This is a genomic window from Bradyrhizobium elkanii WSM2783, from assembly GCF_000472865.1.
GTDB classification, from domain to species: Bacteria; Pseudomonadota; Alphaproteobacteria; order Rhizobiales; family Xanthobacteraceae; genus Bradyrhizobium; species Bradyrhizobium elkanii_A.
This window is the reverse complement of the sequence record NZ_AXAP01000046.1, coordinates 25,412-49,200: the sequence shown is the minus strand read 5'-3', so window position 1 is coordinate 49,200 and position 23,789 is coordinate 25,412. Positions and strand designations below refer to the sequence as shown.

At 63.9% G+C, this 23,789-nt stretch carries 24 protein-coding genes, 1 tRNA gene and 1 pseudogene; 16 read left to right on the top strand and 10 right to left on the bottom strand.

The features are described from left to right. Positions 1 to 2: 2 nt before the first annotated feature. The 3 genes from ruvX to YY7_RS0131325 all read right to left on the bottom strand — a co-directional run bounded on the left by ruvX (position 3) and on the right by YY7_RS0131325 (position 2,684). Positions 3 to 485, bottom strand: a complete 483-nt coding sequence (gene ruvX, locus YY7_RS0131335) for a Holliday junction resolvase RuvX (protein ID WP_028166680.1) — start codon at positions 483 to 485, stop codon at positions 3 to 5. Positions 486 to 686: 201 nt separating this feature from the next. Then, positions 687 to 1,622, bottom strand: a complete 936-nt coding sequence (locus YY7_RS0131330) for a cyclase family protein (RefSeq protein ID WP_028166679.1) — start codon at positions 1,620 to 1,622, stop codon at positions 687 to 689. A 171-nt stretch (positions 1,623 to 1,793) separates the two neighbouring features. Beyond that, positions 1,794 to 2,684 (bottom strand): LysR family transcriptional regulator, encoded by an 891-nt coding sequence (locus YY7_RS0131325; RefSeq protein WP_028166678.1) that lies wholly within the window; start codon positions 2,682 to 2,684, stop codon positions 1,794 to 1,796. A gap of 107 nt (positions 2,685 to 2,791) precedes the next feature. Between YY7_RS0131325 and YY7_RS0131320 the strand changes: the two genes are divergently transcribed. The 9 genes from YY7_RS0131320 (at position 2,792) to YY7_RS0131275 (ending at position 12,281) form a co-directional block, all read left to right on the top strand. Continuing rightward, positions 2,792 to 3,775 carry an NAD(P)H-dependent flavin oxidoreductase gene (locus YY7_RS0131320; protein WP_028166677.1) on the top strand — a complete coding sequence of 328 codons (984 nt, stop codon included), beginning with the start codon at positions 2,792 to 2,794 and terminating at the stop codon, positions 3,773 to 3,775. Positions 3,776 to 3,811: 36 nt separating this feature from the next. Continuing rightward, positions 3,812 to 4,888, top strand: coding sequence for an NAD(P)H-dependent flavin oxidoreductase (locus tag YY7_RS0131315; RefSeq protein ID WP_028166676.1), 1,077 nt, complete (start codon positions 3,812 to 3,814; stop codon positions 4,886 to 4,888). Positions 4,889 to 5,091: 203 nt separating this feature from the next. After that, entirely contained in the window at positions 5,092 to 5,379 is a 288-nt protein-coding gene (gene gatC / locus YY7_RS0131310; protein WP_028166675.1) for an Asp-tRNA(Asn)/Glu-tRNA(Gln) amidotransferase subunit GatC, read from the top strand. A 33-nt stretch (positions 5,380 to 5,412) separates the two neighbouring features. Continuing rightward, a complete protein-coding gene (locus YY7_RS0131305; protein WP_028166674.1) occupies positions 5,413 to 5,625 on the top strand; it encodes a hypothetical protein in 213 nt (70 codons plus the stop codon). Next, a complete protein-coding gene (gatA, locus tag YY7_RS0131300; RefSeq protein WP_028166673.1) occupies positions 5,622 to 7,097 on the top strand; it encodes an Asp-tRNA(Asn)/Glu-tRNA(Gln) amidotransferase subunit GatA in 1,476 nt (491 codons plus the stop codon). The genes YY7_RS0131305 and gatA overlap by 4 nt, the downstream gene beginning before the upstream one ends. A 1-nt stretch (position 7,098) precedes the next feature. Beyond that, on the top strand, positions 7,099 to 7,380 hold the full coding sequence (locus YY7_RS0131295; protein WP_028166672.1) for a hypothetical protein: 282 nt from the start codon (positions 7,099 to 7,101) through the stop codon (positions 7,378 to 7,380). Positions 7,381 to 7,554: 174 nt separating this feature from the next. Beyond that, positions 7,555 to 8,952 (top strand): patatin-like phospholipase family protein, encoded by a 1,398-nt coding sequence (locus tag YY7_RS0131290; RefSeq protein ID WP_433994537.1) that lies wholly within the window; start codon positions 7,555 to 7,557, stop codon positions 8,950 to 8,952. A 123-nt stretch (positions 8,953 to 9,075) separates the two neighbouring features. Then, entirely contained in the window at positions 9,076 to 10,560 is a 1,485-nt protein-coding gene (gene gatB / locus YY7_RS0131285) for an Asp-tRNA(Asn)/Glu-tRNA(Gln) amidotransferase subunit GatB (protein ID WP_028166670.1), read from the top strand. A 1,454-nt stretch (positions 10,561 to 12,014) separates the two neighbouring features. Next, positions 12,015 to 12,281: a hypothetical protein gene (locus tag YY7_RS0131275; RefSeq protein WP_028166669.1), complete on the top strand. Its 267-nt coding sequence runs from the start codon at positions 12,015 to 12,017 to the stop codon at positions 12,279 to 12,281. 76 nt (positions 12,282 to 12,357) lie between these two features. Here YY7_RS0131275 and YY7_RS58675 read toward each other — a convergent pair. After that, positions 12,358 to 12,989, bottom strand: a pseudogene (locus YY7_RS58675) (TetR family transcriptional regulator). Positions 12,990 to 13,082: 93 nt separating this feature from the next. Between YY7_RS58675 and YY7_RS0131265 the strand changes: the two are divergent. The 3 genes from YY7_RS0131265 to YY7_RS0131255 all read left to right on the top strand — a co-directional run bounded on the left by YY7_RS0131265 (position 13,083) and on the right by YY7_RS0131255 (position 15,290). Continuing rightward, entirely contained in the window at positions 13,083 to 13,748 is a 666-nt protein-coding gene (locus YY7_RS0131265; RefSeq protein WP_028166667.1) for an O-methyltransferase, read from the top strand. A 255-nt stretch (positions 13,749 to 14,003) separates the two neighbouring features. Then, the gene (locus tag YY7_RS0131260) at positions 14,004 to 14,432 is read left to right on the top strand and encodes a hypothetical protein (protein WP_028166666.1); all 429 of its coding nucleotides are present in this window, start codon (positions 14,004 to 14,006) and stop codon (positions 14,430 to 14,432) included. A 327-nt stretch (positions 14,433 to 14,759) separates the two neighbouring features. Further along, on the top strand, positions 14,760 to 15,290 hold the full coding sequence (locus tag YY7_RS0131255) for a dihydrofolate reductase family protein (RefSeq protein WP_028166665.1): 531 nt from the start codon (positions 14,760 to 14,762) through the stop codon (positions 15,288 to 15,290). A 25-nt stretch (positions 15,291 to 15,315) separates the two neighbouring features. Here YY7_RS0131255 and YY7_RS60790 read toward each other — a convergent pair whose 3' ends face one another. The 4 genes from YY7_RS60790 to YY7_RS0131235 all read right to left on the bottom strand — a co-directional run bounded on the left by YY7_RS60790 (position 15,316) and on the right by YY7_RS0131235 (position 19,723). Further along, complete coding sequence (locus YY7_RS60790) at positions 15,316 to 15,471, bottom strand: hypothetical protein (RefSeq protein ID WP_155255386.1); 156 nt, start codon at positions 15,469 to 15,471, stop codon at positions 15,316 to 15,318. A 22-nt stretch (positions 15,472 to 15,493) separates the two neighbouring features. Further along, the gene (locus tag YY7_RS53335; protein WP_035691377.1) at positions 15,494 to 16,459 is read right to left on the bottom strand and encodes a DUF1186 domain-containing protein; all 966 of its coding nucleotides are present in this window, start codon (positions 16,457 to 16,459) and stop codon (positions 15,494 to 15,496) included. A 99-nt stretch (positions 16,460 to 16,558) separates the two neighbouring features. Next, positions 16,559 to 16,652, bottom strand: a tRNA-Ser gene (locus YY7_RS0131240). Between the two features lie 827 nt (positions 16,653 to 17,479). After that, positions 17,480 to 19,723: a lytic transglycosylase domain-containing protein gene (locus tag YY7_RS0131235; protein WP_063623408.1), complete on the bottom strand. Its 2,244-nt coding sequence runs from the start codon at positions 19,721 to 19,723 to the stop codon at positions 17,480 to 17,482. A 236-nt stretch (positions 19,724 to 19,959) separates the two neighbouring features. Between YY7_RS0131235 and dapA the strand changes: the two genes are divergently transcribed. From dapA to YY7_RS0131215, 4 genes are all read left to right on the top strand, one after another. Next, complete coding sequence (gene dapA, locus YY7_RS0131230) at positions 19,960 to 20,850, top strand: 4-hydroxy-tetrahydrodipicolinate synthase (RefSeq protein WP_028166663.1); 891 nt, start codon at positions 19,960 to 19,962, stop codon at positions 20,848 to 20,850. 60 nt (positions 20,851 to 20,910) lie between these two features. Then, positions 20,911 to 21,324: a large conductance mechanosensitive channel protein MscL gene (mscL, locus tag YY7_RS0131225; protein WP_028166662.1), complete on the top strand. Its 414-nt coding sequence runs from the start codon at positions 20,911 to 20,913 to the stop codon at positions 21,322 to 21,324. Between the two features lies 1 nt (position 21,325). Then, entirely contained in the window at positions 21,326 to 21,799 is a 474-nt protein-coding gene (smpB, locus tag YY7_RS0131220) for an SsrA-binding protein SmpB (protein ID WP_028166661.1), read from the top strand. Between the two features lie 115 nt (positions 21,800 to 21,914). Then, on the top strand, positions 21,915 to 22,496 hold the full coding sequence (locus tag YY7_RS0131215; protein WP_028166660.1) for a peroxiredoxin: 582 nt from the start codon (positions 21,915 to 21,917) through the stop codon (positions 22,494 to 22,496). Here the strand turns inward: YY7_RS0131215 and YY7_RS0131210 are convergent. After that, positions 22,493 to 23,155, bottom strand: a complete 663-nt coding sequence (locus YY7_RS0131210; protein WP_028166659.1) for a uracil-DNA glycosylase — start codon at positions 23,153 to 23,155, stop codon at positions 22,493 to 22,495. The genes YY7_RS0131215 and YY7_RS0131210 overlap by 4 nt on opposite strands. After that, positions 23,133 to 23,774 carry an NYN domain-containing protein gene (locus YY7_RS0131205; RefSeq protein ID WP_028166658.1) on the bottom strand — a complete coding sequence of 214 codons (642 nt, stop codon included), beginning with the start codon at positions 23,772 to 23,774 and terminating at the stop codon, positions 23,133 to 23,135. Before YY7_RS0131205 ends, YY7_RS0131210 begins: the two co-directional genes overlap by 23 nt. Positions 23,775 to 23,789: the final 15 nt, after the last annotated feature.

Genomic DNA, 23,789 nt, shown 5'->3' with positions numbered 1-23,789 from the left:
CTTCAGCGCTCGCCCCGCAATTTTGCCAGCCGATCCAGCGCGCCCTGCAGGATGAAGATCGCGGCGTGCTCGTCGATCACCTCGGCGCGCTTGGCGCGGCTGACATCCAGGCCGATCAATTCGCGCTCGACGGCCGCCGTCGAGAGCCGCTCGTCCCAGAGCCCGATCGCGAGCGTGGTCAGGTTGGAGAGGTTGCGCGCGAAGGCGCGGGTCGATTGCGCTCGCGGCCCCTCGCTGCCGTCCATGTTGATGGGAAGCCCAAGCACGAAGCCGACCACGTTGCGTTCGCCGGCGATCACCAGCAACCGCGCCGCGTCAGCCTTGAACGCCTTGCGCTGGACAGTTTCGACGCCGGTCGCCAGCCGCCGATCGGGATCAGAGACGGCAATGCCGATCGTTTTCGTTCCGAGATCGAGCCCGATCAACGCGCCGCGCTCGGGCCAGTGCGCGACAGCTTCGATCAGGGGGAGGACAGGGGCGGGCATGAGGATGCGATTAACACGTGGTGCCCTGCGGAGGCAAAGCGCTCTCTTCACCTCTCCCCAGCGGGGAGAGGTCGGATCGCATCGCTAGATGCGATCCGGGTGAGGGGGCGCAGGTGCCCATGAGAGACCGTGACCCCTCACCCGGCGCTGTGCGCCGACCTCTCCCGATGGGAGAGGTGAAACCGGCAGCGTGCCTCGGGGCTATCGGATCGCGATGGGGTTGATCATGCTCTGCACGCCGCCGCGCCAGCGCGGCTGTCCGAGCACGAACAGGAACTCATACCCCTTGTCCTTGGCGAGCTCGGCGGTGTCCATGTTCTCCAGGATGTAGGTGCCGTTCTTCGCCAGCAGGATCTGATGCACCTCGAACACATTGTTGGATTCGAACGGTAGGACCTCGACTGCCCAGGTATCGGCACCGACGGCCACCACGCCCTTGCCGGTGAGATAATTGGCGCCCTCGACCCCGAGGCCGGGTTCGCCGGCGGAATAGCGCTTGTCGTCCTTGCCGATCAGGCTGAGCCAGCCGGTGTGGAAGATCACGACGTCGCCCTGGCGGATCTCGACACCCTGTTTCTTCGCGACTTCCTCGATCTCCTTGACGTTGAAGGCGGTGCCTTCCTTGACCACGTCGGTGTTGTAGTAGGCGGCCATGTCGAGCAGCACGCCGCGGGCGACCATCGGCGGCACCTTCTCGATGCCGAGCTTCTTCAGGCCGGTGGGATCGGCAAAATCTGCGAGCTTGTTGCCGTTGTAGTAGACATGCTCGATGCCGAGATGGCCGAGGCCGTCGATCTGGCTGCCGATGCCGACCCAGGTGTCGAGGATATCATCGTTGTAGGTCGCCTTGTTCGGACCGATGCCGGAGCTGCCCGCCTGTCCGGGCTGGACGATGGTGATCTTGAAGGTGCGCGGCGGATAGGCCGGCGTCTTGCTGTCGACGGGAATGCCGAGCGCGTAGGTCTTGCCGGTCTTCACCAATGATGCGGCTTTGACGACGAGGTCGGGCGTCATGTAATTGGCGGCGCCGATCTCGTCGTTCGGCCCCCATTTCGACTTGGTCCAGTCTTGTGCGCTTGCCGTTCCGACCGTAGCCAACAAGGCAACAGAACAGCACAACACGAATGCGGTGCGCATCGCAGTCCCTCCCAGATGTTGACGTTATGGTTGTTGGTAGAAAGCGCCACATACTAACGTAGACGCGCACAACGATCCAAAAATCTTTGATGACGTGTGCTCGCACGCGCGAAGCGTGTGGCTCCGTCACAGAAAAATGGCATTGCAAATTTCGCGGAGCGGAACGGGCAGTCAGGCCGCGATGACCTGATCGTCCTTGTCGAGACAGGCGGCAAAACTCTGCAGCGCGCTGTATTGATGGGCGCTGCGGCGCTGGATGAAGATGGTTTCGGCGCGGGCATAGGATGGATCGAGCGTGTGGATGCTGACGCTGGCATGCAACGCGTTGCGCTCGACGACGACCCGCGGCAACAGCGTCACGCCCATGTCGGCGGCGACGCAGCCGACCATGCCGTCGAGCGTGCCGAGCTCAAAGCGTGCGGCCGACGGCCAGCCGAAGTCGGTGAAGATCTGCTCGAGCCGCTGGCGATAGGTGCAGCCGGTGCGGAACACCAGCGCGGTCGGTCCGGATTCCGACGTGCCCGCGCGCAAGGCGGCGAGGCTGGCCCAGCGGCGCGCGGTGACCAGCACCAGCTCTTCGCGGAAGGCGAGGGTGGACGTGAGCTCGGCGTGATCGATCGGGCCGGCCACGAAGGCGCCGTCCAGCGTGCCATCAAGCACGGCGGTTACGAGATCGGTCGTGGTCGCGGTCTTCAGGGTGAGGCGTACCGCCGGAAAGCGGCGATGGAAATCGGCAAGCAGCACCGGCAGGCGGACGGCGGCCGTCGTTTCCATGGAGCCGATCGCGAGCGGTCCCTTCGGCTCGCCATCATCGCGGGCGGCGAGCAACGCCTCGCGCGAGAGTGCGGCCATGCGTTGCGCATAAGGGAGCAGCCGCCGTCCGGCGCCGGTCAACGTCATGCCGCGGCTGTGCCGCTCAAACAGCGCCGTGCCGATCTCGGCCTCGAGCGCTTTGATCCGCTGGGTCACGTTGGACTGCACAGTGTGCAGTTCGTCGGCGGCGCGCGTGATGCCGCCAAGACGGGCGACCGTTGCAAAGGTCTGGAGGTCGGTGAGTTCCATGATCGCGGCCTGCGTTTCACTATTGAGATGGCAGCGTTCTCAAGTATTCATTTCGACAGAATGGTAGTCCTGCCTATTCTCACTGTCCAGATCGCTTGGGGGACACGATGCCGATCGACACGCCATTAACAGCGCTTTTGGGCATCCGTCACCCGATTGTGTTGGCGCCGATGGATGTGGTCGCAGGCGCGCGACTGGCGAAAGCCGTCAGTGAGGCCGGCGGCTTCGGCATCCTTGGCGGCGGTTATGGCGACCGTGCGTGGCTGGAGCGCGAGGCGGCAAAGCTCGGATCTTGCGCCGCGCCGTTCGGAATCGGCTTCATCACCTGGAGTATGGCCAAACAGCCGGAGCTCCTTGATATCGCGCTTGCCGCAAACCCACGCGCGATCATGCTGTCGTTCGGCGATCCGAAACCGTTTGCGCCAAAGATAAAGGCTGCCGGCCGGCTTCTGATCTGCCAGGTGCAGGATGAGGAGATGGCGCGGCAGGCGCTGGAAGCGGGCGCCGATATCCTGATTGCGCAGGGGACAGAGGCGGGCGGCCATGGCGCTTCGCGCACGACGCTCGACGTGGTGCCGGCGATCGTCGATCTTGCCGGCGGTCGCGTGCCGGTCGTCGCTGCGGGCGGCATCGCCGATGGCCGCGGCCTGGCGGCGATGTTGGCGCTGGGCGCCTCCGGCGTGCTGCTCGGCACGCGCTTCTATGCGAGCGAGGAGGCCGACGGCGCGGAGGAGGCGAAGCGGCGCATCTGTGGGGCCAGGAGCGGCAACACCGTGCGCGGCATCATCTTCGATCTCTCGCGCAACAATGTCTGGCCGGCGCCGTTTACCGGGCGCTGTCTCATCAACGATCATGCGCGGCGGTGGATGGGGCGGGAGATCGAGCTGTTGCAGCACGTGAAGACGGTTGCCGCCGAATATGCCGAGGCCAGAGCCACCGGCAATTTCGACGTGGCCGCCGTCATCGCGGGCGAGGCGGTCGGGCTGATCCACGACATTCCGCCCGCGGGTGAAATCGTGGACAGGATCGTCAGTGAGGCCGAACAGATCTTGCGCGGGCAGCGCAATTCTGCGGTTTCAGTGCGGGCGTAATGCAAGTGCAGATGAAAAAGGGGAAATAGCTGAATCATGTGGCCGGACCGCCGAATTGTCGATCTGTTCAAGACCGAGTTTCCGATCGTGCTGGCGCCGATGGCCGGCGTGATGGATGCAGATCTCGTGATCGCCGCCGCGCAAGGCGGTGCGCTCGGCTCATTGCCCTGTGCGATGCTCACCGCGGAGAAGGCGCGCGAGCAGGTCAACATCATCCGCCAGCGCGTCTCCGCGCCGATCAACATGAACTTCTTCTGCCACCAGCCGGACGATCCGGATCCGCAGCACGAGGCGCGCTGGAAGGCGCGGCTTGCGGCGTATTACAAAGAGCTTGGGCTGGATCCCGCGGCGCCCGTCAACGCCGCCAACCGTGCGCCGTTCGATGACGCGATGTGCGAAGTGGTCGAGGAACTGAAGCTGGAAGTCGTCAGCTTCCATTTCGGCCTGCCGGAGGAGCGGCTGCTGAAGCGGGTGAAGGATGCGGGCGCGATCGTGATGGCGTCGGCGACCATCGTGAAGGAAGCGGTCTGGCTCGAGCAGCACGGCGCCGATGTCATCATCGCGCAAGGCGCCGAGGCGGGCGGCCATCGCGGCATGTTCCTGACCGACAATATCGCCGAGCAGCCCGGGCTCTTCGCGCTGCTGCCGCAGGTGGTCGATGCGGTGAAAGTGCCGGTGATCGCGGCCGGCGGGATCGCGGACGGGCGCGGGATCGCGGCGGCGTTCGCACTGGGCGCCTCCGGCGTGCAGATCGGGAGCGCCTATCTGCGCTGCCCGGAATCCAGGGTGGGGCCGGCGGCGCGTGCCGCGCTGGCGCAGGCGAAGGACGATTCAACCGTGATCACCAATGTGATGACCGGGCGGCCGGCGCGCGGGGTCGCCAACCGCGCGATGTCCGAGATCGGGCCGATCTCGCCGGACGCGCCTGCCTTTCCGCATGCCGCAACCGCGCTGGCGCCGCTGAAGGCGGCTGCCGAAAAACTCGGCAGGGTCGATTTCACCAATATGTGGGCCGGACAGGCGCTGCCATTGGGCCGCGAACTGCCGGCGGACGAGCTGACCCGGACATTGGCCGGCGAGGCGCTGGCGCGGATGGGGGCCTTGGGCCGCTAGCTTCTTTACCTCTCCCCGGCGGGGAGAGGTCGATTTGCGCAGCAAATCGGGTGAGGGGCCGCGGCTCTAATGAGGGACCGTAGCCCCTCACCCGCGCTTTGCGCGACCTCTTCCTTCGGGAGAGGTGAACGGCTGCGGGTTGCGGCGCAAAACCGGCGTCTGCTATACGGCGGGCTGATCTTGCTGCCCAAAGGCCATATATAATGTCAGTCGACGCCACGACCGTCCGCCGCATCGCGCAACTTGCGCGGATCGCGGTCTCCGAGGCTGAAGTTCCCCATCTGCAGGGCGAGCTGAACGCGATGCTTGCCTTCGTCGAGCAGCTTTCGGAGGTGAATGTCGAGGGCGTCGAGCCGATGACCTCGGTGACGCCCATGGAGATGAAGAAGCGCGCCGACGTGGTCAATGACGGCGAGATTGCGGATGATATCGTCCGCAATGCGCCGGCCACCGAGAATCACTTCTTCCTGGTGCCGAAGGTCGTCGAGTAAGCTCCTCTCTCTACTTGTTTTGCGGGAAGTCCGATGTGTCTGCTCTGCGACGATGAAAAGGCCTATCAGGCCTACATGAACTATCTCGACGTGATGGAGCGGCAGGGCAAGGCCGCCGATCCGAATGCGGTGATGCAAACCGTGCTCGATCAGCTCGAGGCCGCCGACAAGGCGCGCGCCAAGAAAGACGATCCCGCCGACGACAAGACCCTGTCTCCGTTCTTCTGCAGCCCGATCAATAAATGACCGATTTGACATCGCTGACGATCGCCGAGGCCCGCGAGGGCCTGACGAACAAGTCCTTCACCGCGCGCGAGCTCACCGATGCGCACCTTGCTGCGATCGAGGCGGCGCGCGTGCTCAACGCCTATGTGCTGGAGACGCCGGATCGCGCGCGCGAGATGGCTGACGCCGCGGACAAGCAGATCGGCAAGGGCGAGGGCGGCCCGCTCGCCGGCATCCCGCTCGGCATCAAGGACCTGTTCGCGACGCGCGATATCCGCACCACCGCCTGCTCGAAGATCCTCGGCAATTTCGTGCCGCCTTACGAATCGACCGTGACCTCGCAGCTCTGGCGCGACGGCGCGATCCTGCTCGGCAAGCTCAACAATGACGAGTTCGCGATGGGCTCGTCGAACGAGACCTCCTGCTTCGGCCCGGTGGTCAATCCATGGCGGCGCGAGGGCTCCAACACGCATCTGGTGCCGGGCGGCTCGTCGGGCGGCTCAGCGTCCGCGGTTGCCGCGTTGCTCTGCATGGGAGCGACCGCGACCGATACCGGCGGCTCGATCCGCCAGCCGGCGGCGTTCACGGCGACGGTCGGGGTGAAGCCGACCTATGGCCGCTGCTCGCGCTGGGGCATCGTTGCATTCGCATCCTCGCTCGACCAGGCTGGCCCGATCGCGCGCACGGTGCGCGATTCCGCGATCCTGATGCGCTCGATGGCGGGGCATGATCCGAAGGACACGACTTCGGTCAATATCGGCGTGCCCGATTACGAGGCTGCGATCGGCAAGTCGGTGAAGGGGATGAAGATCGGCATCCCCAAGGAGTACCGCCTCGACGGCATGCCGGCCGAGATCGAGAAGCTCTGGAGCGATGGCGCGGCATGGTTGAAGGCGGCAGGTGCCGAGCTGGTCGAAGTGTCGCTGCCGCACACCAAATACGCACTGCCGGCGTATTACATCGTGGCGCCGGCGGAAGCCTCGTCGAACCTGGCGCGCTATGACGGTGTTCGCTACGGCCTGCGCGTGCCCGGCCGCAGCATCGGCGAGATGTATGAGAACACCCGCGCCGATGGGTTTGGCGATGAGGTGCGTCGCCGCGTCATGATCGGTACCTATGTGCTCTCGGCCGGCTATTACGACGCCTATTACCTGCGGGCGCAGAAGGTGCGCACACTGATCAAGAAGGATTTCGAGGACTGCTTCGCCAAGGGCGTGAACGCGATCCTCACGCCGGCAACGCCGTCGGCGGCGTTCGGCGTCGGCGAGAAGGGCGGCGCTGATCCGGTCGAGATGTATCTCAACGACATCTTCACGGTGACCGTGAACATGGCGGGCCTGCCCGGCATCGCGGTCCCCGCCGGCAAGGATGCGCAAGGCTTGCCGCTCGGCCTGCAACTGATCGGGCGCGCCTTCGATGAAGAGACGCTGTTCTCGCTCGGCGAAGTGATCGAGCAGGCGGCCGGACACTTCACGCCACCGAGATGGTGGTGAGATGGCGGATTTCCGCGCCAGCCTGAACGACGCCGCGCCGGAGCCTTCGCTGTCGCCGCCGCTGGCGGCGCTGTGGTGGGCGGCGAAAGGCGATTGGGACCAGGCGCACCGTATCGTGCAGGACGAAAGCACTGCCGAGGCCGCCTGGGTGCACGCCTATCTGCACCGCGTCGAAGGCGACCTCGGCAACGCCGGCTATTGGTACCGCCGGGCGGGCCAGGCGGTCGCCAAGGATGGGCTCGATGCCGAATGGGAGCGGATCGTCACCGCGTTGCTCGGCTAACCTCTCCAAGTTGTGAAGGCTTTCCGTGGTTCATTTTGACGCGGTTTCTTTACCGGACCGCGCTTCAATTGGCTCGTATAGACATTGCCCTGTTTCCGCGCCACGCGGGCGCCCAGATTGCCCGCGATAGGCTGAGGGGAAGCGTGGCGGGGGCCTGCGGGCAAGAGGGCGTTTGTGGGTAGATCGGGTATAGGGGCGTGGCTGTCGACGGTACTGGCGGTCAGTTTTGCAGTGGCGCTTGCCGGATGCGCAACGGTCTACAATCTGCCGAGCAACGTGCCGCTTGCCAACGCGCTCGCCGATAGCAATCTCGGGGCTGACATTCCACGCTATGATGACGACGTGCTGGTCGCGCTGTCCTTTTCGGGCGGCGGCACGCGGGCGGCGGCTTTCTCGTTCGGCGTACTCAAGGAGCTCGATCGCTCTCACGGCGGCTCCGGTCAGGCGAAAACGCTGCTCGATCGCGTCGACTTCGTCTCCGGTGTATCAGGCGGTTCGATCACCGCCGCCTATTTCGGTTTGAAGAAGCGCGCCGCGCTCGACGATTTCCGCGAACGCTTCCTGTTGCGCAATGCGGAGGAGGGGCTGAGGACCAATGTCTCGCTCGGCAATATCGGCCGTGCGCTCGCCGGCGGCGTCAACAACAGCCAGCTCACCGAGTGGCTGGACCAGAACCTGTTCGACGGCGCGCGCTTCGATGCGCTGCGTGAGGACCGGCGGCCGAAGGTCTGGATCAACGCCTCCGACATCTATAACCGCACGCCCTTCGTGTTCGGAAAGACCTCCTTCGACGCGCTGTGCAGCGACATCCGCTCCTACCGTGTGTCCGAAGCGGTTGCCGCATCGGCCGCGGTGCCGCTGGCGTTCGCGCCGATCGTGCTGGAGACCTATCCCGGCGGGTGTTCGAAGCCGCTGCCGGCCTGGCTCGAACGGGTGCGGCGCGATCCGAATGCGCAGCCATTGCTGCGCTCGTTCGCCGAGGCCAATGCGCGCTACCGCGACGGCTCCATGCGCTACGTGAAGCTGCTGGACGGCGGTCTTGTCGACAATTTTGGCCTGTCCGGTCTTACCATCGGGCTGTTGGCCGCGGAGCGGCCGTACCAGCCGTTGACGGAGCGGCAGGCGGTGAAGCTCCAGCGGATCCTGTTCATGGTGGTCGATGCCGGGCGCGGCATATCCGGCGATTTCGCACAGCGCCTCGAAGGCCCGAGCGGGGCCGAGCTGGTTGCGGCAGCGGCCGACACCGCCATCGATGCCAGCGTGCGCTCGAGCTACGCGGCATTCTCCGGGCTTGCCACCGAATGGTCGGGCAAGCTGAAGCGGTGGCGGTGTGGACTGTCGGCGGCGGATCGCGCCCGCCTTGGCGTCGGCGGCAACTGGCAATGCGGTGACATCCACATCTATGTCGAGCGGCTCGGCTTCGACCAGTTGGGCGAAGAGCGCGCGGGCATCCTGAACGCGATCCCGACGCGGTTCGCGCTGCCGCCGGAACAGGTCGACCTCCTGATCGCAGGCGGGGCCGACGCGCTCCGCCTGAGCAAGTCCTACCAGGCGTTTCGACGCGGGCTTTGATCGCTCAAAACCCTTTGTTTGAGCATGATCTTTTCCGGATCATGCTCTCCGGCTTGACTGGCGCGGTCGGTTGCGCGAAGCCGAAGGCAGTCCCAGATATCAATTGTCCGGAAACCGAGACCAATGAACGCACCCGTCACATCACACAAGCTCATCAAGGGCGCGACCGGCGACTGGGAGATGGTGATCGGCATGGAGATCCATGCCCAGGTCGTCTCCAATTCAAAGCTGTTCTCGGGCGCCTCGACCGCGTTCGGCGGCGAGCCGAACAGCCATGTCTCGCTGGTGGACGCTGCGATGCCGGGCATGCTCCCCGTGATCAACGAGGAATGCGTGCGGCAGGCGGTGCGCACCGGGCTTGGGCTGAACGCCAGGATCAACCTGCGCTCGGTGTTCGACCGCAAGAACTATTTCTATCCGGACTCGCCGCAGGGCTACCAGATCAGCCAGTACAAATCGCCGATCGTCGGCGAGGGCGAGGTCGAGCTCGAGCTCGAGGGCGGCCGCAGCGTCACCATCGGCATCGAGCGGCTGCACCTGGAGCAGGACGCCGGCAAGTTGCTGCACGATCAGTCGCCGACGATGTCCTATGTCGACCTCAACCGCTGCGGCGTCGCGCTGATGGAGATCGTCTCCAAGCCTGACATCCGCGATGCCGAGCAGGCCAAGGCCTACGTCGCCAAGCTGCGCTCGATCCTGCGCTATCTCGGCACCTGCGACGGCGACATGGAGAAGGGCAGTCTGCGCGCCGACGTCAACGTCTCGGTGCGCCGGCCCGGCGGTCCGCTCGGCACCCGCTGCGAAATCAAGAACATGAACTCGGTCAACTTCATCGGCCAGGCGATCGAGTATGAGGCGCGGCGGCAGATCGAGATCCTCGAGGACGGCGGCACCATCGACCAGGAGACGCGGCTGTTCGATCCGGGCAAGGGCGAAACGCGCTCGATGCGCTCCAAGGAGGAGGCGCACGACTATCGTTATTTTCCCGACCCGGACCTGCTACCGCTCGAATTCAGCCAGGCGTTCGTCGACGAGCTGAAGACGACGCTGCCCGAGCTGCCGGACCAGAAGAAGGCGCGCTTCATTGCCGACTTCGCGCTGTCACCCTATGACGCCGGCGTGCTGGTGGCCGAGCGCGAGAGCGCGGAGTTCTATGAGGCGGTGCTTGCCCGCCTCGCCGACCGTGCGCGCGACGGCAAGCTCGCGGCCAACTGGGTGATCAACGAACTGTTCGGCCGCCTCAACAAGGAAGGCCGGGATATTACGGGCTCGCCGGTCTCCTCCGAGCAGCTTGCCGCGATTGTTGAGCTGATCGGCGAGGGGACGATTTCCGGCAAGATCGCCAAGGACCTGTTCGAGATCGTCTGGCAGGAAGGCGGCGATCCCCGTGCGCTGGTCGAAGCGCGCGGCATGAAGCAGGTCACCGACTTGGGTGCGATCGAGAAGGTGGTCGACGACATCGTCGCCGCCAATCCGGACAAGGTGGCGCAGGCGAAAGCGAAGCCGCAGATGATCGGCTGGTTCGTCGGACAGGTGATGAAGTCGTCCGGCGGCAAGGCCAACCCGCAGGCCGTGAACGATCTCCTGAAGGCGAAGCTCGGCCTCTGACACCTCGCGCGCGGACGCGAACGGCATCGCAGCACGCACTCTGTACGATGTGCGGAGGCGTCCGCGCCTCGCTTCTCGCGCCTTCGATCACCGCGTCGGGATCATCGCTTCACCGAATCGGCCGACCGCGATTCGTCCGGAAAGGCCGTTTCGGCGGGCGGAGATGCCGCTGGCAGGGCTTACCCACGAAATTTTTTTTGGCGCCGGAATTGGCGACTCGACGCCTGCGCGAGGTGTTCTCAGCCCGCTCGGTGAGTCTTGTCGACGTGTCGGTCAGATCGCGCGCGAAGAAGCGACGATTCAAGAAATGCCTGTGGCACAGGCACTTTTTGCATTCGCGATGAGTGTCGATGTCGATCGATTCTGCATTTCCTGCATCAGTGCGTCAGCGCAACGTCGCGCGTGCGCTTGGCGCGCGCATACTTCTCGCGCCTCGTAACATCAACACTTCCTTAAGCTGGACGCTGTTTTTTTCGATGTGTTGGTGTATTCGGGATGCAGTGCATCTCGATTCCCGAGTGCACGCAGCGAAGTATAGCCATCTCATTGGAGGGCAACATGGCGAAGAAAGCGAAGAAGGCGAAGAAGGCGAAGAGCGCAGTGAAGAAGACTGCGAAGAAGACCAAGAAGGTCGCGAAGAAGAAGAAGTAACTCTCGCCCGAGAGAGGATGCCGGCGGGTTGACGCCGGCCCGTCACCCGGACCTTCGGACGATCTGCTTCCTTGAAGCGATCCACCCAGGCGGCTCCGGTTGACGAAAGAGGGTGTCGGCGAGACATCAGGTCAAACGGCTGGATCGCCTTTCCAAGAAGGGTTCGCCCTTCGAAGTCGGTCCGGCAGAAGAAACAGGTTTCTTCGTTCGGTGCGGACCACTTATCCGGCTCCGCAATTTCACAGGGCCCAAGGCCCATCGTGAGATCTGATCCTGACGTGTTCGCCGACGCCCTCGTTCCAATAGCCGGCCGTTTGGTGCCGGCTTTTTTGTTGCCTGATCTCCCCACATGACGACCGGTTTGCTTCCGCTGCCGTATGGCGGGCGGCGATGCAGCCGTGTCCGGTTGGCGTTTGCGCGCGATGGTTATCGTTCCGCCAACCGCCAGGGTAAACCGAACTTCACCATCGCGCATAAGTCATTGTGCTGCAGGCACTTCTCGGATTTCGGGAACTCACCGCACCCCGGGCGTTTACACGCCGTTCATCGCGATACTTAAACTGCTTTTCAAATTTGGCCGGCATGATCTCCCTCAACAAGCCGGCAAACGGCGAGCGCCTGATCCGCCAAAGTGTAGGCGGTTTGGCGATCAGATCAGGCGCTCTTTTCATAAGCGGCGCGCGATCGGACGCAAAACCGGATGCCACTTTTGCTGATCGCGCGTTGGGGAAGTAAGGCGTTAGATGTGGACGGGGGCCGCGCTCGGGGGAGGGCGGCCAACAATAAAAAGGGGAGCTACGAGAATGTTTCAGGGACATATCAATCTGGAGACGGCCATTCCGGTGGACGCGACCGCGATCTCGGACGTGCTGTTCGAGCGCGGCCTCTACTGGGCGAGCGGCCGTTCCGGCGTGGTCAACCTGGTCGCGGCGCACAAATGGTTCAACCTTGCCGCCCTGAAGGGCCGCACGGATGCCATGGCGATGCGGCGCGAGATCGCCGAGCAGATGACGGAAGCAGAGATCGCTGCCGCCCAGCGCGAAGCCCGCGCCTGGATGACCGCGCACTAAGGCGGTGGAAGCGCCGCCGCGATCATCCTTGGCCGCGGCGCTGATCGATCCGTCGTGACCGGCTCTGCCGCCGATCTCAGGCGTGCGCGAGATCCTTAAGGTAGGCGCAGAACATATCGGCCATGGGTCGCCATAGGCATCGATCTCTGCGGACGAGCGAGGGGTCTCCGAGAACTGCCTGCCCACCTCGGTTAGCGTCGTTATGATCAACTCGCCGGCCAGTGCGCGAGTTGCCTCTGATGCCTCGGGCAATGCCTTCCGCATGAAGGCCTGAACAATGCGCTCTCCCGACGCCATCGCTTCGTGTGCTTCGGGCGCATCGCGATAGAGTGGGGCGGCGTCATTGAGCGCCACACGCATCGCGGCTTCATCACACTCCGAGCGGAGGAAGGCGTGGACCAGGGTGCGCAGCCGTTCGCGCGGCGGTCTCTGGTCGTCTTCAAGGATTCCGCGCAGCAGGTCGCTCGTCTGCCGCCACTCGTCGCTCTGAAGTCGGAAGAGGATCGCCGCCTTGTTCGGGAAGTACTGATAGAGCGACCCGATACTGACTCCGGCCTTCTCGGCGACGCGCGCCGTGGTGAAGCGCTGCGCGCCTTCCTTAGCCAAAACCTGAACAGCAGCATCCAAAATCGCGGCGACGAGCTCCGCCGAGCGCACCTGCTTGGGCTGTTTTCGTGAGGAAATTCGAGTACTTCGCCGATCGGTCATGGAGTGGCCTGGCAATGCGAATAGGAAATGCGACGAATTAGTCGTATTTCTGGGTCAGCGCAAGGACGCGCTCATTTCAGACCGGAGACCTGCATGACCACACTGTCCACCACCCCGCTTGCGCCGTTGCTGGATCGCTTGTTCGAAGAGGCTGATGCGGCTTCGCCCGCGGCCAATTCTGCAGTGGGCGATCTCTCAGGCGAGGAACATTCGCGTCTGATGCGAAGCAAGACCGAATACCGCGACTTCTACGGCCGTCTGAAGGATCTTCCGCTCGCCGTCTCGCGAGAAACCGGCGCGTGGCTCTACATGCTGGCGCGAGGCTGCGGCGCGCGAACGATCGTCGAGTTCGGGACCTCGTTCGGCATCTCGACCCTGCACCTTGCCGCAGCCCTGCGCGACAATGGCGGTGGCCGCCTGATCACCAGCGAGTTCGAGCCGTCCAAGGTGGCGCGGGCCCGCGACAATCTGACCGCCGGCGGTCTCATCGACCTCGTGGATATCCGTGAAGGAGATGCCCTGCAGACGCTGAGCGTCGATCTCCCTGATACGATCGACCTGCTGCTGCTCGACGGCGCCAAGGGCCTCTATCCCGCGATACTGAGCCTGGTGGAAGGTCGCCTCAGGCCCGGTGCCTTCATTGTCGCCGACAACGCCGACTACAGCCCCGACTATTTGGCGCATGTGCGCTCGCCCGCGAACGGCTACATGTCGACGCCATTCGGTGGGGACGTCGAGCTTTCGATGCGGATCGGCTGAACGGTGTTTGGGACAATGGCGTGGATCGGGGATCTCGGGACGATCTCCGGCCGGCCAGCATAGGAGCGATCTTGCTGTGTTACCGCAGCCGCGCTTCGCGATCCATGCAAAGGTATTCAACCACTTTTGTGTGGACCGAGGCGCTGGTCGCGGCGAGCTTGAACCGGATGACGTGATGTAGTGCTTTACCCAAGCTAGCTATTTCATTTCGTAGCCGACGAGGCGGGCTTGTGAGGGCCTCGGGGGAAGCCAACGATGACCAAGCAATGGGAATATCAGGTCCGGATCAATCTCGGGGACGAGCTTGCCGGGGTGGCGCGGCGCGATCCCGACAATCCGGCAATCAAGCCGCTGGCGGATATCCTCGCCAAACATCATGCGACGATGAAGTGTCAGTTCGACATCTTCGCCGACTATGTGGCCGAAGCTGAGAAGCGGGGTACCGAAAACTATCCGCTTTACGCATGGACGAAAGCGACGATCGAGGATCCCGAAAAGCAGGCAAAATACGTCAAGTTGTTCGCGCTCTACGTTGACGGCAATGAAGTCTATGCCAAGCCGCTCGCTGACGCGCTGGAATCGGACTTGCAGCCCCTGGTCAGCGGCAAGCTGATCACGCGCCTTTCCAAGCTCGATAGCAATCCCGCGAACTACCCGCAGCCTCCGGCGCAGTATCGGAAGTAAAGGATACTCGTGCTGCCGAGCCGACGGCACGAGACATGTTCATGATTGCGAAGCGCTCAGCAGATCAGCAAGCGCCTAGCGGGCGGAGACGTCCAGCGTCTTCTTGAAAAGCGCGAGCTGCGCGGTGCTTTCAGTGCTGGAAATCTGGCATCTGCCATAGAGCTGCGGGCGCGGATTGCTCTATCCTGACCGTGCACTGTGCAGCCGCCAGACTTGGGCATCTGGTTATTCGTCAACCGACAACAGCACGCAGTCTACGGCCAACTTCACTTTCTGCATCACTCTATTCATACTACCGTGAAGATCTTGGGATGGAGATTTGGCAGCATGGCAAAGATCGTCTTCGGAATGAACCTGTCCTTGGACGGTTATGTCGATCACCAGGAATTTGCGCCAAGTCCCGCACTCTTTCGTCACTGGATAGAGCACGTGCGCGACCTGACCGGCAGTGTGTACGGTCGCCGCATGTACGAGGTTATGCGTTACTGGGACGAAGACCGTCCTGAGTGGAGTGCGGAGCATCACGAGTTCGCGGCGGAGTGGCGGCGCCAACCGAAGTGGGTCGTGTCGCGCTCGTTGAAGTCAGTCGGCCCCAACGCCACACTTGTCGAGGATAACATCGAGGCGGTGATACGTGGCCTGAAGGCTCGGCTTGTTGGAGAGATTACAGTTTCCGGCCCAGACCTGGCACAAAGCCTAACCGACCTTGGTCTTATCGATGAGTATCGACTCTACTTCCACCCCGTCGTGCTTGGTCGCGGCAAGCCATTCTTCGCCGGTCCCCGACCGCCGCTCCGCCTTGTTTCCACCGATCTCGTTGGCGAGGGCACGGCCAGGCTGACATACGTTCCTGCTTAGTCACCCGACGGACTGCGCCGACACGTCAGGTCCGGCCCTCGATCCGCACGGCATTGGCGTGGAGGTCGTTGGCAATCACGCGGATGTCGTACGCCACCAGAACGGGATCGAAGGGCTCGACTGAAAATCCCTGGTCCGCGAAGTTCAGCCCTGCATCGTAGACGATCCCGCGATACCTCACGACTTACCCGTTCGTTCAACGTCTAGTCCTTGCGGGCCAGGCAGCATTTCTTGGCCTTCTTGCCGCTGCCGCAGGGGCAGGGGTCGTTGCGCCCGACATTCCGCATAGGATTTTTGACCGGCTCCATCGGCATCCAGTCGTGGACGTCGAGCGGCTCGCCGGTGAAGGGATCCTCGTCATCCCAGGATTCGTCGTGATCCCCGCAGTCGGTCAACTCCAGCGCCGCGAGGGTGTCCTCGATCAGACCAAGCCGACGTTCCGTGAAGCGTTCGATATCGTCAGGCCGCTGCTCGGCTTGACGCAAATCCTCATCGAAATTCTCTCTGCTGTACGAGAAATCCGGAACAAGGCCTGCCTTCCAGGCACCGTCGGCTAGTGGTTTGAGCTCGCGCAAGCCGAGCAGTGCGATTGACTCCAACCAGCCGGTCCAGGCCTCGTTGTCCGGTTCGGCGAGCCGGCCCTCGAAGAACCGCACCAGGAAGCCTCGCGTCTGATCGCGCTTGATCTGGCCATTCCAGGTGAGGAATGTCGCTGCGCCGAACAAGGCATCACGGACGTACTGCTCTACGGAAGCGTCGGCGATGACGCCAAAGAGCGCGTCGGCATCGCCGTCGAAAGCGCCGGCAGCAATCCGCGACAAGTCCTCGGTGACGACATCGCCAAGCAGGTCGTCCACTTCACTCTCTGGCCGGCGCAACAGGCGCAGGAGCGGCTGGAAGGCTTGAGTCTGCTGCCCGCCGCCGAGAAGATAGATTCCGCGGACCAGTAACGTCTCGTCTTTTTCCGTCAGCGGTTCTGCGCGCGCCGCACGCTCGAGCACGCCGAGCAAGGCGGGCGCGGATTCCTCTATCCTGACCGCGCACTGGGCAACCGCCAAGTCTGGCAGGCGTCGCTCGGTCGCGAGCAGGAAAAGCTGATCCTCAATCGGACCGATGTCGACCTCGCGGGAGCCGTCGCTCAGAATTGCTTCGAGTTCTTCCTTGCGCATGTGGCGTTCCCTGGAAACGATGGCGCGGGATCGTCGTTACGCGGGACAGGGGACGATGAGGCCAACGGTAACGCAACCGAAATGGCCGCCGGAGGCGGCTGGCGGAGACGGAGGGATTCGAACCCTCGATAGGCCTTTACAAGCCTATAACGGTTTAGCAAACCGCCGCCTTCAGCCACTCGGCCACGTCTCCGGCAGCGCCGATATGCACGACGCGCGGGCGAGCCGCAAGCGGCAGATTGAGGGGACACCGGACTGTGCGTCGGCGTTGGCGCCCCGAGGCCTGATTACGCTGTGGATAACATCTGACGTTTAACACGCGACTCGAGCGGACAGTATCGATGTTGAATGTGGGGTTTCGCAATAACTATAGTTATTTCAAAGAGTTATAGTAAGGGCGGCTTGCCAAGGGATGGGGCAGGCCGTCACGGCCGGCCTTCGCGGCGCTGAATCCTAACATTACCGGTGTCGGGGGATAACGCGGACTGTCAGGCGGTTGAAAGCCCCAGGGTTCCCTGTTCCGGCAATTTTGCCTCGGCGCCTATGGCTTGCAGCCCTGCTCAGACGATCTCGCCCTTCTTCGTCCTCACAAATGGCGCTCCGAACCGGCAACACGCCGGGGAGTTCAAATCAGGACGAAAACAGGGGGCAATGCTCGATAGGGATCGACAAGCCGAACTGAAAGGCGGCGCCCAGCGAAGAAGGGAATGCCAGATGGGCCGCTTTCTCGCGATTCTGGTTTTTGGCGTGGCCATGCCGACGGAGGTGTGGGCGAAGTGCGAGTGTCAGTGCGTCAACGGGCGGATGCAGCCGATCTGCACAAATCCCGGCGAACTTCTTCCGCCAAATTGTCCAATGACGGCATGCCCGATGACGGGGCCAACGATCGTGCCGATCCAACCTCCGCAACCGCCACCGCCGGGGACTTCCGCGTGTTCGCAACAGCAGGGACGCCGCGTCTGTCGTTAAGCGCGCTGCGCGTGACCCGACCGGCAACCTGTCCCGCCATTCGCCACTCGCCTATTCGACGCTGGCGCCGCGGTGGAGGTCGGCCTCGATCTGCAGCCGCGTGCCGCCGCCGAACCGGGCGCGATAGACCTGCAGGTTCTCCATGATCCGTTGCACATAGTTGCGCGTCTCGGAGAATGGAATCAGCTCGACCCAGTCGACCGCGTCGACCTTGGGATCGCGCGGGTCACCGTAGCGATCGATCCATTTCTTCACGCTGCCGCGGCCGGCATTGTAGGCCGCGAAGGTGAGGATATAGGAGCCGCGATAGTCCTCGAGCAACCCGCCGAGCTCGGCGGCGCCAAGCGCGGCGTTGTAGACCGAGTCGGTCTTCATCCGGTTCAGATCAAACGCGACGCCGGCGCGCTTGCAGACATAGCGCCCCGCATCCGGCGTGACTTGCATCAGGCCATAGGCCTGCGCCGGCGAAACCACGGCCGGATTGAATGCGCTCTCCTGTCGCGCGATCGCATAGACGACGCTTCGCTCGACTTCGGGTCCGATCGACCTGAACGACGGAATCCCGTTGATGGGATAGGCGTAGAAATCGAACGGCAGACCACGGTTGAGCGCGGCCTTGCCCATCAACAGCATCCCGCGGGCGTCGCTATAGCGCGCCGTCAGCTCGCCGAGCCCGACCAGTGCGTCGGGATCGCCGTTTTCACCCATGTCGGCGAGCAGGGGAACCGCGAACTCGCGCGCGTCGACTTCATAGAGCAATTGTGCCGCGCGCACGATTTCCAATCGCTCGACGCCGCGGCCGCGTGCGCCCGGGACGCCGTTCAGCTCGATCTGCGGTAAGCCGAGCTTGGCCCGCGCGAGCTGGCCGTAATAGCTGGTCGATTGCTCGGCCGCGCGCAGATAGGCCGCGCGCGCCTCCTGGTTGCGACCGGCGGCCTCGGCGGCGCGGCCTTGCCAATAGCCGGCACGCGCCAGCGCGGTCGGATTGACGCTGCCAACGCCGATGCGGGCAAAGTGCTGCGCGGCGAGCCCGGGATCTCTGAGGAAGCGCAGCGCGATCCAGCCGGCGGTGAACTCCTGCTCGGTCTTGTAGATGTCGCGGGCGGGTAGCGCCGCATCGCGCGCAATCAGATAGGCGCTCCGGTGCTCGCCGACGTCGATCATCTTGCGCGCCAAGAGGCGCCGCTCGATCCACCATTCGTCGACATTGAACAGCCTCGCCGGATCCTTCGGCGCGCTCAACATCACCTGCGCCGCTTCCGCGAATTTCTCCTCGCGACGGAGCAACTGGATCCGGGCGAAGAGATAGCCGGTGTCGCCGTGCAGTTCGCGCGGCACCGCCTCCAGCAGCGCCCGCAGGTTGGATGCTTTCTTGTTGGCGGCGATCCGTGCCTTGGCGAGCGCGAGATAGCCCGAGCCCAGCCGCTTGGCCGCCCGCAGGCCAGCAGCCTCCTGCTCGGTGCCGTAGAGCATGGTGTCCATGCGCGCCTTGTGATCACCGGCGGTGAGCAGCGGGCCGAACATGTCCAGCGCGGTGGTCTCGGTGTCCTCGCTCATGGGATCGCTGCGCCAGGCTTCGCGCACCAGCCGCTCGGCATTGGCGCGGTCGCCGCGCGCGAGCATCGCCTTGGCCAGCGCGAGCCGGCCCTTGGCGGACAAGGGCGACTCGTTTTCGAACCACGCCCAGACTGCTGCATCTTCGCGGCGGTCGTCCCACAGCGCGGCCTCGAGGCGGCGGCGCAGGAAGGTCTGCGAGGGCCAGCTCGGATTGGCCGAGATGAAGGCGCGGTAGCGCTCGACCGAGGCGCCGTTGTTTTCGCTGCGCAGGATCAGCCACTCGGCGAGCTTTCGGGCGACGGGATCGGAGATCGTCGCCGCGACCTCGGTCGCATCGCCGGACTTCTGCTTGCGGACGAGCTCGATGACATTCTCGAGCGCGTCCTTGTCGCTCTGGGAGGTCGATGAGGTCGCGGCCACGGCGGCCGGCACCGTCGGCTTGATCCGGGCCGGCGCCGCATGCTGGCGCGTGGCTGGCGCCAGATGGGGCGGGGGCGGAGCAGGCGTGTTGGACGATGTCGCTTTGGGAGGGGCGGTATTCTTGGCGGCGGCGGTCGCGGGCGCGGTGGTGGCAGGCGTGGTTTTCGGAACCACGCTGCGCGCGATCGGCCGTGGTTTCGGCAAGGGAACATTTGGGCCGGCCGCGGCTTCTGCCATCGCGGCCAAGGCGAACGCCAGCACCAGCGATGTTGCCAAGGCGGTCGATCGCAATGCGGCTGCGCGGGGGGAAGGGGTCACGGCTTTCCTCTGCGGCGGCGAATCATCTGATCGCTGAGGCCTTAGCTGTATTTGATTGAATATGTAGACAAATTGCTAAAAGTGTCGCGGGAAGCGAATATTTGCGCCATGACAGCGGCAAAATCGCGGCTCGCAATGGGAGGGGGACTGCGGCCCTTTCGCCTCGCCGCCGGACTCGATATGAATCGGCCTTTCTGACCCGCGCGCCGCAACCCTTAAGTGTTTGGAGGAAGTCCATGGCAGCCAAGACAAAATTTCGCGGCTCGTTCACCGCTTTGGTGACGCCATTCAAGAACGGTTCCGTGGACGAGGCGGCCTTTCGTGGCCTCGTGAACTGGCAGATCGGCGAGGGCACCAACGGCCTGGTTCCGGTCGGAACCACGGGCGAGAGCCCGACGCTCAGCCATGACGAGCACAAGCGCGTGGTCGAATGGTGTGTGCAGGAGGCCAAGGGCAGGGTGCCGGTGATCGCGGGCGCCGGTTCCAATTCGACCAAGGAGGCAATCGAGCTGTCGGAGCACGCCGAGCAGGCCGGCGCCGACGCCGTATTGGTCGTCACCCCCTATTACAACAAGCCGACCCAGGAAGGGCTCTACCAGCACTTCAAGGCGATCAACGATGCGATTGGAATACCGATCATTATCTACAATATCCCGCCACGCTCGGTGATCGACATGTCGGTCGATACGATGACGCGCCTGTGGGAATTGAAGAACATTGCCGGCGTCAAAGACGCCACCGCGAGCATGGTGCGGGTGTCGCAGCAGCGGGCGGCGATGGGCGAGGATTTCAACCAGCTCTCGGGCGAAGACGCGACCGTGCTCGGCTACATGGCCCATGGCGGCCATGGTTGCATCTCCGTGACCTCAAATGTGGCGCCGCGGCTGTGCGCCGAGTTCCACGCCGCCTGGCAGAAGGGCGACGTCGCGACCGCGCTGAAGGTGCACGACAAGTTGATGCCGCTGCACACCAACCTGTTCATCGAGAGCAATCCCGGGCCGGTGAAATACGCGATGTCGTTGCTCGGCAAGCTGGAGGAGCGGCTGCGGCTGCCGATGGTGCCGGTGTCGGAATCCACGCGCGTGGCGGTGCGCAGCGCCATGGTGCACGCCGGCCTCATCAACTAAAGCCGGACGGGTTGCGCCAATGACTGGTCCGGTTGGCCAGGCGAGGAGAAGGGGCTTCGCATGCTGAAGGAGTTCCAAGAGTTCGCAATGAAGGGCAATGTCGTTGACCTTGCGGTCGGCGTCATCATCGGCGCGGCCTTCGGCGCCATCGTGAACTCCCTGGTCGGCGACGTCATCATGCCGATCATCGGCGCCATCACCGGCGGGCTCGACTTCTCAAACTACTTCACGCCGTTGGCGAAGTCGGTCACTGCCAACAATCTCGCTGACGCCAAGAAGCAAGGTGCCGTATTGGCTTGGGGCAGTTTCCTGACGCTGACCCTGAATTTCCTGATCGTCGCCTTCGTGCTGTTCATCGTGATCCGGCTCATGAACCAGTTGAAGCGCAAGCAGGAAACGGCGCCAGCGCCGCCGAAATTGACCCGTCAGGAAGAACTGCTCACCGAAATTCGCGATCTCCTCAAGAAATCCTGACGTGGCCGAGAAAAACGAACGTCCGATCAAAGTCGTCGCCGAGAACCGCAAGGCGCGCTTCAACTATGCGATCGAGGACACCATCGAGGCGGGCATTGCACTGACCGGCACCGAGGTGAAGTCGATCCGCGGCGGCAAGAGCACGATCGCGGAGTCCTATGCGGATTCCAAGAACGGCGAGATATGGCTGATCAACGCCAATATCCCGGAATACCTGCAGGCCAACCGCTTCAATCACGAGCCGAAGCGCCCGCGCAAATTGCTGCTTCACAAGAAGCAGATCAGCAAGTTGATGGGCGCGGTCGACCGCGAGGGCATGACGCTGATCCCGCTCAAGCTCTATTTCAACGAGCGCGGTCGCGCCAAGCTGTTGCTCGCGGTCGCCAAGGGCAAGAAGCTGCACGACAAGCGCGAGAGCGAAAAGAAGCGTGACTGGGGCCGCGAGAAGGGCCGCCTGCTGCGCGCGCGGGGGTAACGATCAATCATCCGTCATTGCGAGGAGCGAAGCGACGAAGCAATCCATCTCTCCGCAAGCGGCACGATGGATTGCTTCGCTTCGCTCGCAATGACGAGCCAAGGAGACTTTGGCGATGAACCAGAAGAACCTGCTCGAAGTCGACTGGAGCAAGATTCCCGCGCCGACCGATGATGGTGGCGCCGCGCATCTGAAGGGCATGGCGATCCCGCCGGTCAGCCTGATGGCGACTGACGATACGTCAGTGTCGCTGTCTTCGCTGAAGGGGCGCACCGTGGTGTTCGCCTATCCGCGCACCGGCGAGCCCGGCAAGATCGCGCTGGTCGACGATTGGGACATGATCCCGGGCGCGCGCGGCTGCACGCCGCAGACCTGCGCCTTCCGCGACCTGTTTGCCGAGCTCAAGGCCGCCGGCGCTGCCCACGTGTTCGGCCTGTCGACGCAGAGCAACGTATACCAGACCGAGATGGCGTCGCGCCTGCATCTGCCGTTTCCGGTGCTCTCGGACGAGACGCTCGAGTTGACGCACGCGCTCAAACTGCCGACCATGGAGGTGGCGGGGCTGACGCTGATCAAGCGGCTGGCGCTGATCATCGACGACGGGCGTATCACCCACGTCTTCTATCCGGTGTTCCCGCCCGACCGGAACGCCGGCGACGTCCTGGAATGGCTGCGGGAAAATCCGGTAGCGGGCTAGCCCAGATCCTTCCGCACCTGCGCAAAGACATCGCGGAACATCTTCGGCGTGAGCACGCCGGTATTCGTGTTGTAGCGCGAGCAATGATAGCTGTCGTAGAGGCGGAAGTTGCCGGCCTCGTGCACCGCGGCGTGCGCAAAGGGCGCGGCGGCATTGCGCAGGCCGAGCGCCTTCACCGTCGATTCATGCGCGATGCGGCCGAGCAGGACGATGGCGCGCAGCCTGGGCATGGTCGCGATGGTCGCTGCCAGGAACTTTCGGCAAGTGTTGATCTCGATCGGCAGCGGCTTGTTCTGCGGCGGCACGCAGCGCACGGCGTTGCTGATCCGGCAATCGACCAGCCGCAAGCCGTCGTCGGGCCGTGCCTCGTAGACGCCCTCGGCAAAGCCGAACTCCAGCAGCGTGGCGTAGAGCAGGTCACCGGCATAGTCGCCGGTGAAAGGACGCCCCGTGCGGTTGGCGCCCTGCAGGCCCGGCGCCAGCCCTACGATCAGCAGCCGCGCCTCGGCATCGCCGAAGGAGTCCACCGGCGAATTGAACCAGCCCGGCTGCTTCGCGCGCGCCTCGGCGCGAAACTCGGCGAGCCGCGGACAGAGCGGGCAGTTGCGGTCGGGCTCGGTGGAGGCGGGAAGGAGGCTAGTCGTCGAAATCGTCGTCATCGGCCCGGGGCGCCGTGGTCGTGGCGCGCTGCAGGAATTGCGGCGCGTGGTGGCGAGACTCGCCGCGCTCGCGCGGAGCCGGGCGCTCGGACGGGTCGCGGCCGAGCTTGGATTGCAGTTCCACCAGGTCGGTGAAGACGTCGGCCTGGCGGCGGAGCTCATCGGCAATCATCGGCGGCTGGCTTGCGATGGTCGAGACTACGGTTACCCGGACGCCGCGCCGCTGCACCGCCTCGACGAGCGAGCGGAAGTCGCCGTCGCCGGAGAACAGCACCATCTGGTCGATATGTTCGGCGAGTTCCATTGCATCGACCGCGAGCTCGATGTCCATGTTGCCCTTCACCTTGCGGCGGCCGCTGGCGTCGATGAACTCCTTCGTGGCCTTGGTGACGACGGTGTAGCCGTTGTAGTCGAGCCAGTCGATCAGCGGCCGGATGGACGAATACTCCTGATCCTCGATGATCGCCGTGTAGTAGAACGCGCGGAGCAGGGTGCCGCGGCTCTGGAATTCCTTCAGCAGGCGCTTGTAGTCGATGTCGAACCCGAGCGTCTTGGCGGTTGCATACAGATTGGCTCCATCGATAAAGAGCGCGATCTTGTTGGAAACGGGTGACGACATCAAAGTTTCTCGCCT

Excerpts from the sequence above, each read along its gene's own strand:
- ruvX (WP_028166680.1), bottom strand. The coding sequence starts at position 485 with ATGCCCGCCCCTGTCCTCCCCCTGATCGAAGCTGTCGCGCACTGGCCC.
- YY7_RS0131330 (WP_028166679.1), bottom strand. The coding sequence starts at position 1,622 with ATGCGCACCGCATTCGTGTTGTGCTGTTCTGTTGCCTTGTTGGCTACG.
- YY7_RS0131325 (WP_028166678.1), bottom strand. The coding sequence starts at position 2,684 with ATGGAACTCACCGACCTCCAGACCTTTGCAACGGTCGCCCGTCTTGGC.
- YY7_RS0131320 (WP_028166677.1), top strand. The coding sequence starts at position 2,792 with ATGCCGATCGACACGCCATTAACAGCGCTTTTGGGCATCCGTCACCCG.
- YY7_RS0131315 (WP_028166676.1), top strand. The coding sequence starts at position 3,812 with ATGTGGCCGGACCGCCGAATTGTCGATCTGTTCAAGACCGAGTTTCCG.
- gatC (WP_028166675.1), top strand. The coding sequence starts at position 5,092 with ATGTCAGTCGACGCCACGACCGTCCGCCGCATCGCGCAACTTGCGCGG.
- YY7_RS0131305 (WP_028166674.1), top strand. The coding sequence starts at position 5,413 with ATGTGTCTGCTCTGCGACGATGAAAAGGCCTATCAGGCCTACATGAAC.
- gatA (WP_028166673.1), top strand. The coding sequence starts at position 5,622 with ATGACCGATTTGACATCGCTGACGATCGCCGAGGCCCGCGAGGGCCTG.
- YY7_RS0131295 (WP_028166672.1), top strand. The coding sequence starts at position 7,099 with ATGGCGGATTTCCGCGCCAGCCTGAACGACGCCGCGCCGGAGCCTTCG.
- gatB (WP_028166670.1), top strand. The coding sequence starts at position 9,076 with ATGAACGCACCCGTCACATCACACAAGCTCATCAAGGGCGCGACCGGC.
- YY7_RS0131275 (WP_028166669.1), top strand. The coding sequence starts at position 12,015 with ATGTTTCAGGGACATATCAATCTGGAGACGGCCATTCCGGTGGACGCG.
- YY7_RS0131265 (WP_028166667.1), top strand. The coding sequence starts at position 13,083 with ATGACCACACTGTCCACCACCCCGCTTGCGCCGTTGCTGGATCGCTTG.
- YY7_RS0131260 (WP_028166666.1), top strand. The coding sequence starts at position 14,004 with ATGACCAAGCAATGGGAATATCAGGTCCGGATCAATCTCGGGGACGAG.
- YY7_RS0131255 (WP_028166665.1), top strand. The coding sequence starts at position 14,760 with ATGGCAAAGATCGTCTTCGGAATGAACCTGTCCTTGGACGGTTATGTC.
- YY7_RS53335 (WP_035691377.1), bottom strand. The coding sequence starts at position 16,459 with ATGCGCAAGGAAGAACTCGAAGCAATTCTGAGCGACGGCTCCCGCGAG.
- dapA (WP_028166663.1), top strand. The coding sequence starts at position 19,960 with ATGGCAGCCAAGACAAAATTTCGCGGCTCGTTCACCGCTTTGGTGACG.
- mscL (WP_028166662.1), top strand. The coding sequence starts at position 20,911 with ATGCTGAAGGAGTTCCAAGAGTTCGCAATGAAGGGCAATGTCGTTGAC.
- YY7_RS0131215 (WP_028166660.1), top strand. The coding sequence starts at position 21,915 with ATGAACCAGAAGAACCTGCTCGAAGTCGACTGGAGCAAGATTCCCGCG.
- YY7_RS0131210 (WP_028166659.1), bottom strand. The coding sequence starts at position 23,155 with ATGACGACGATTTCGACGACTAGCCTCCTTCCCGCCTCCACCGAGCCC.
- YY7_RS0131205 (WP_028166658.1), bottom strand. The coding sequence starts at position 23,774 with ATGTCGTCACCCGTTTCCAACAAGATCGCGCTCTTTATCGATGGAGCC.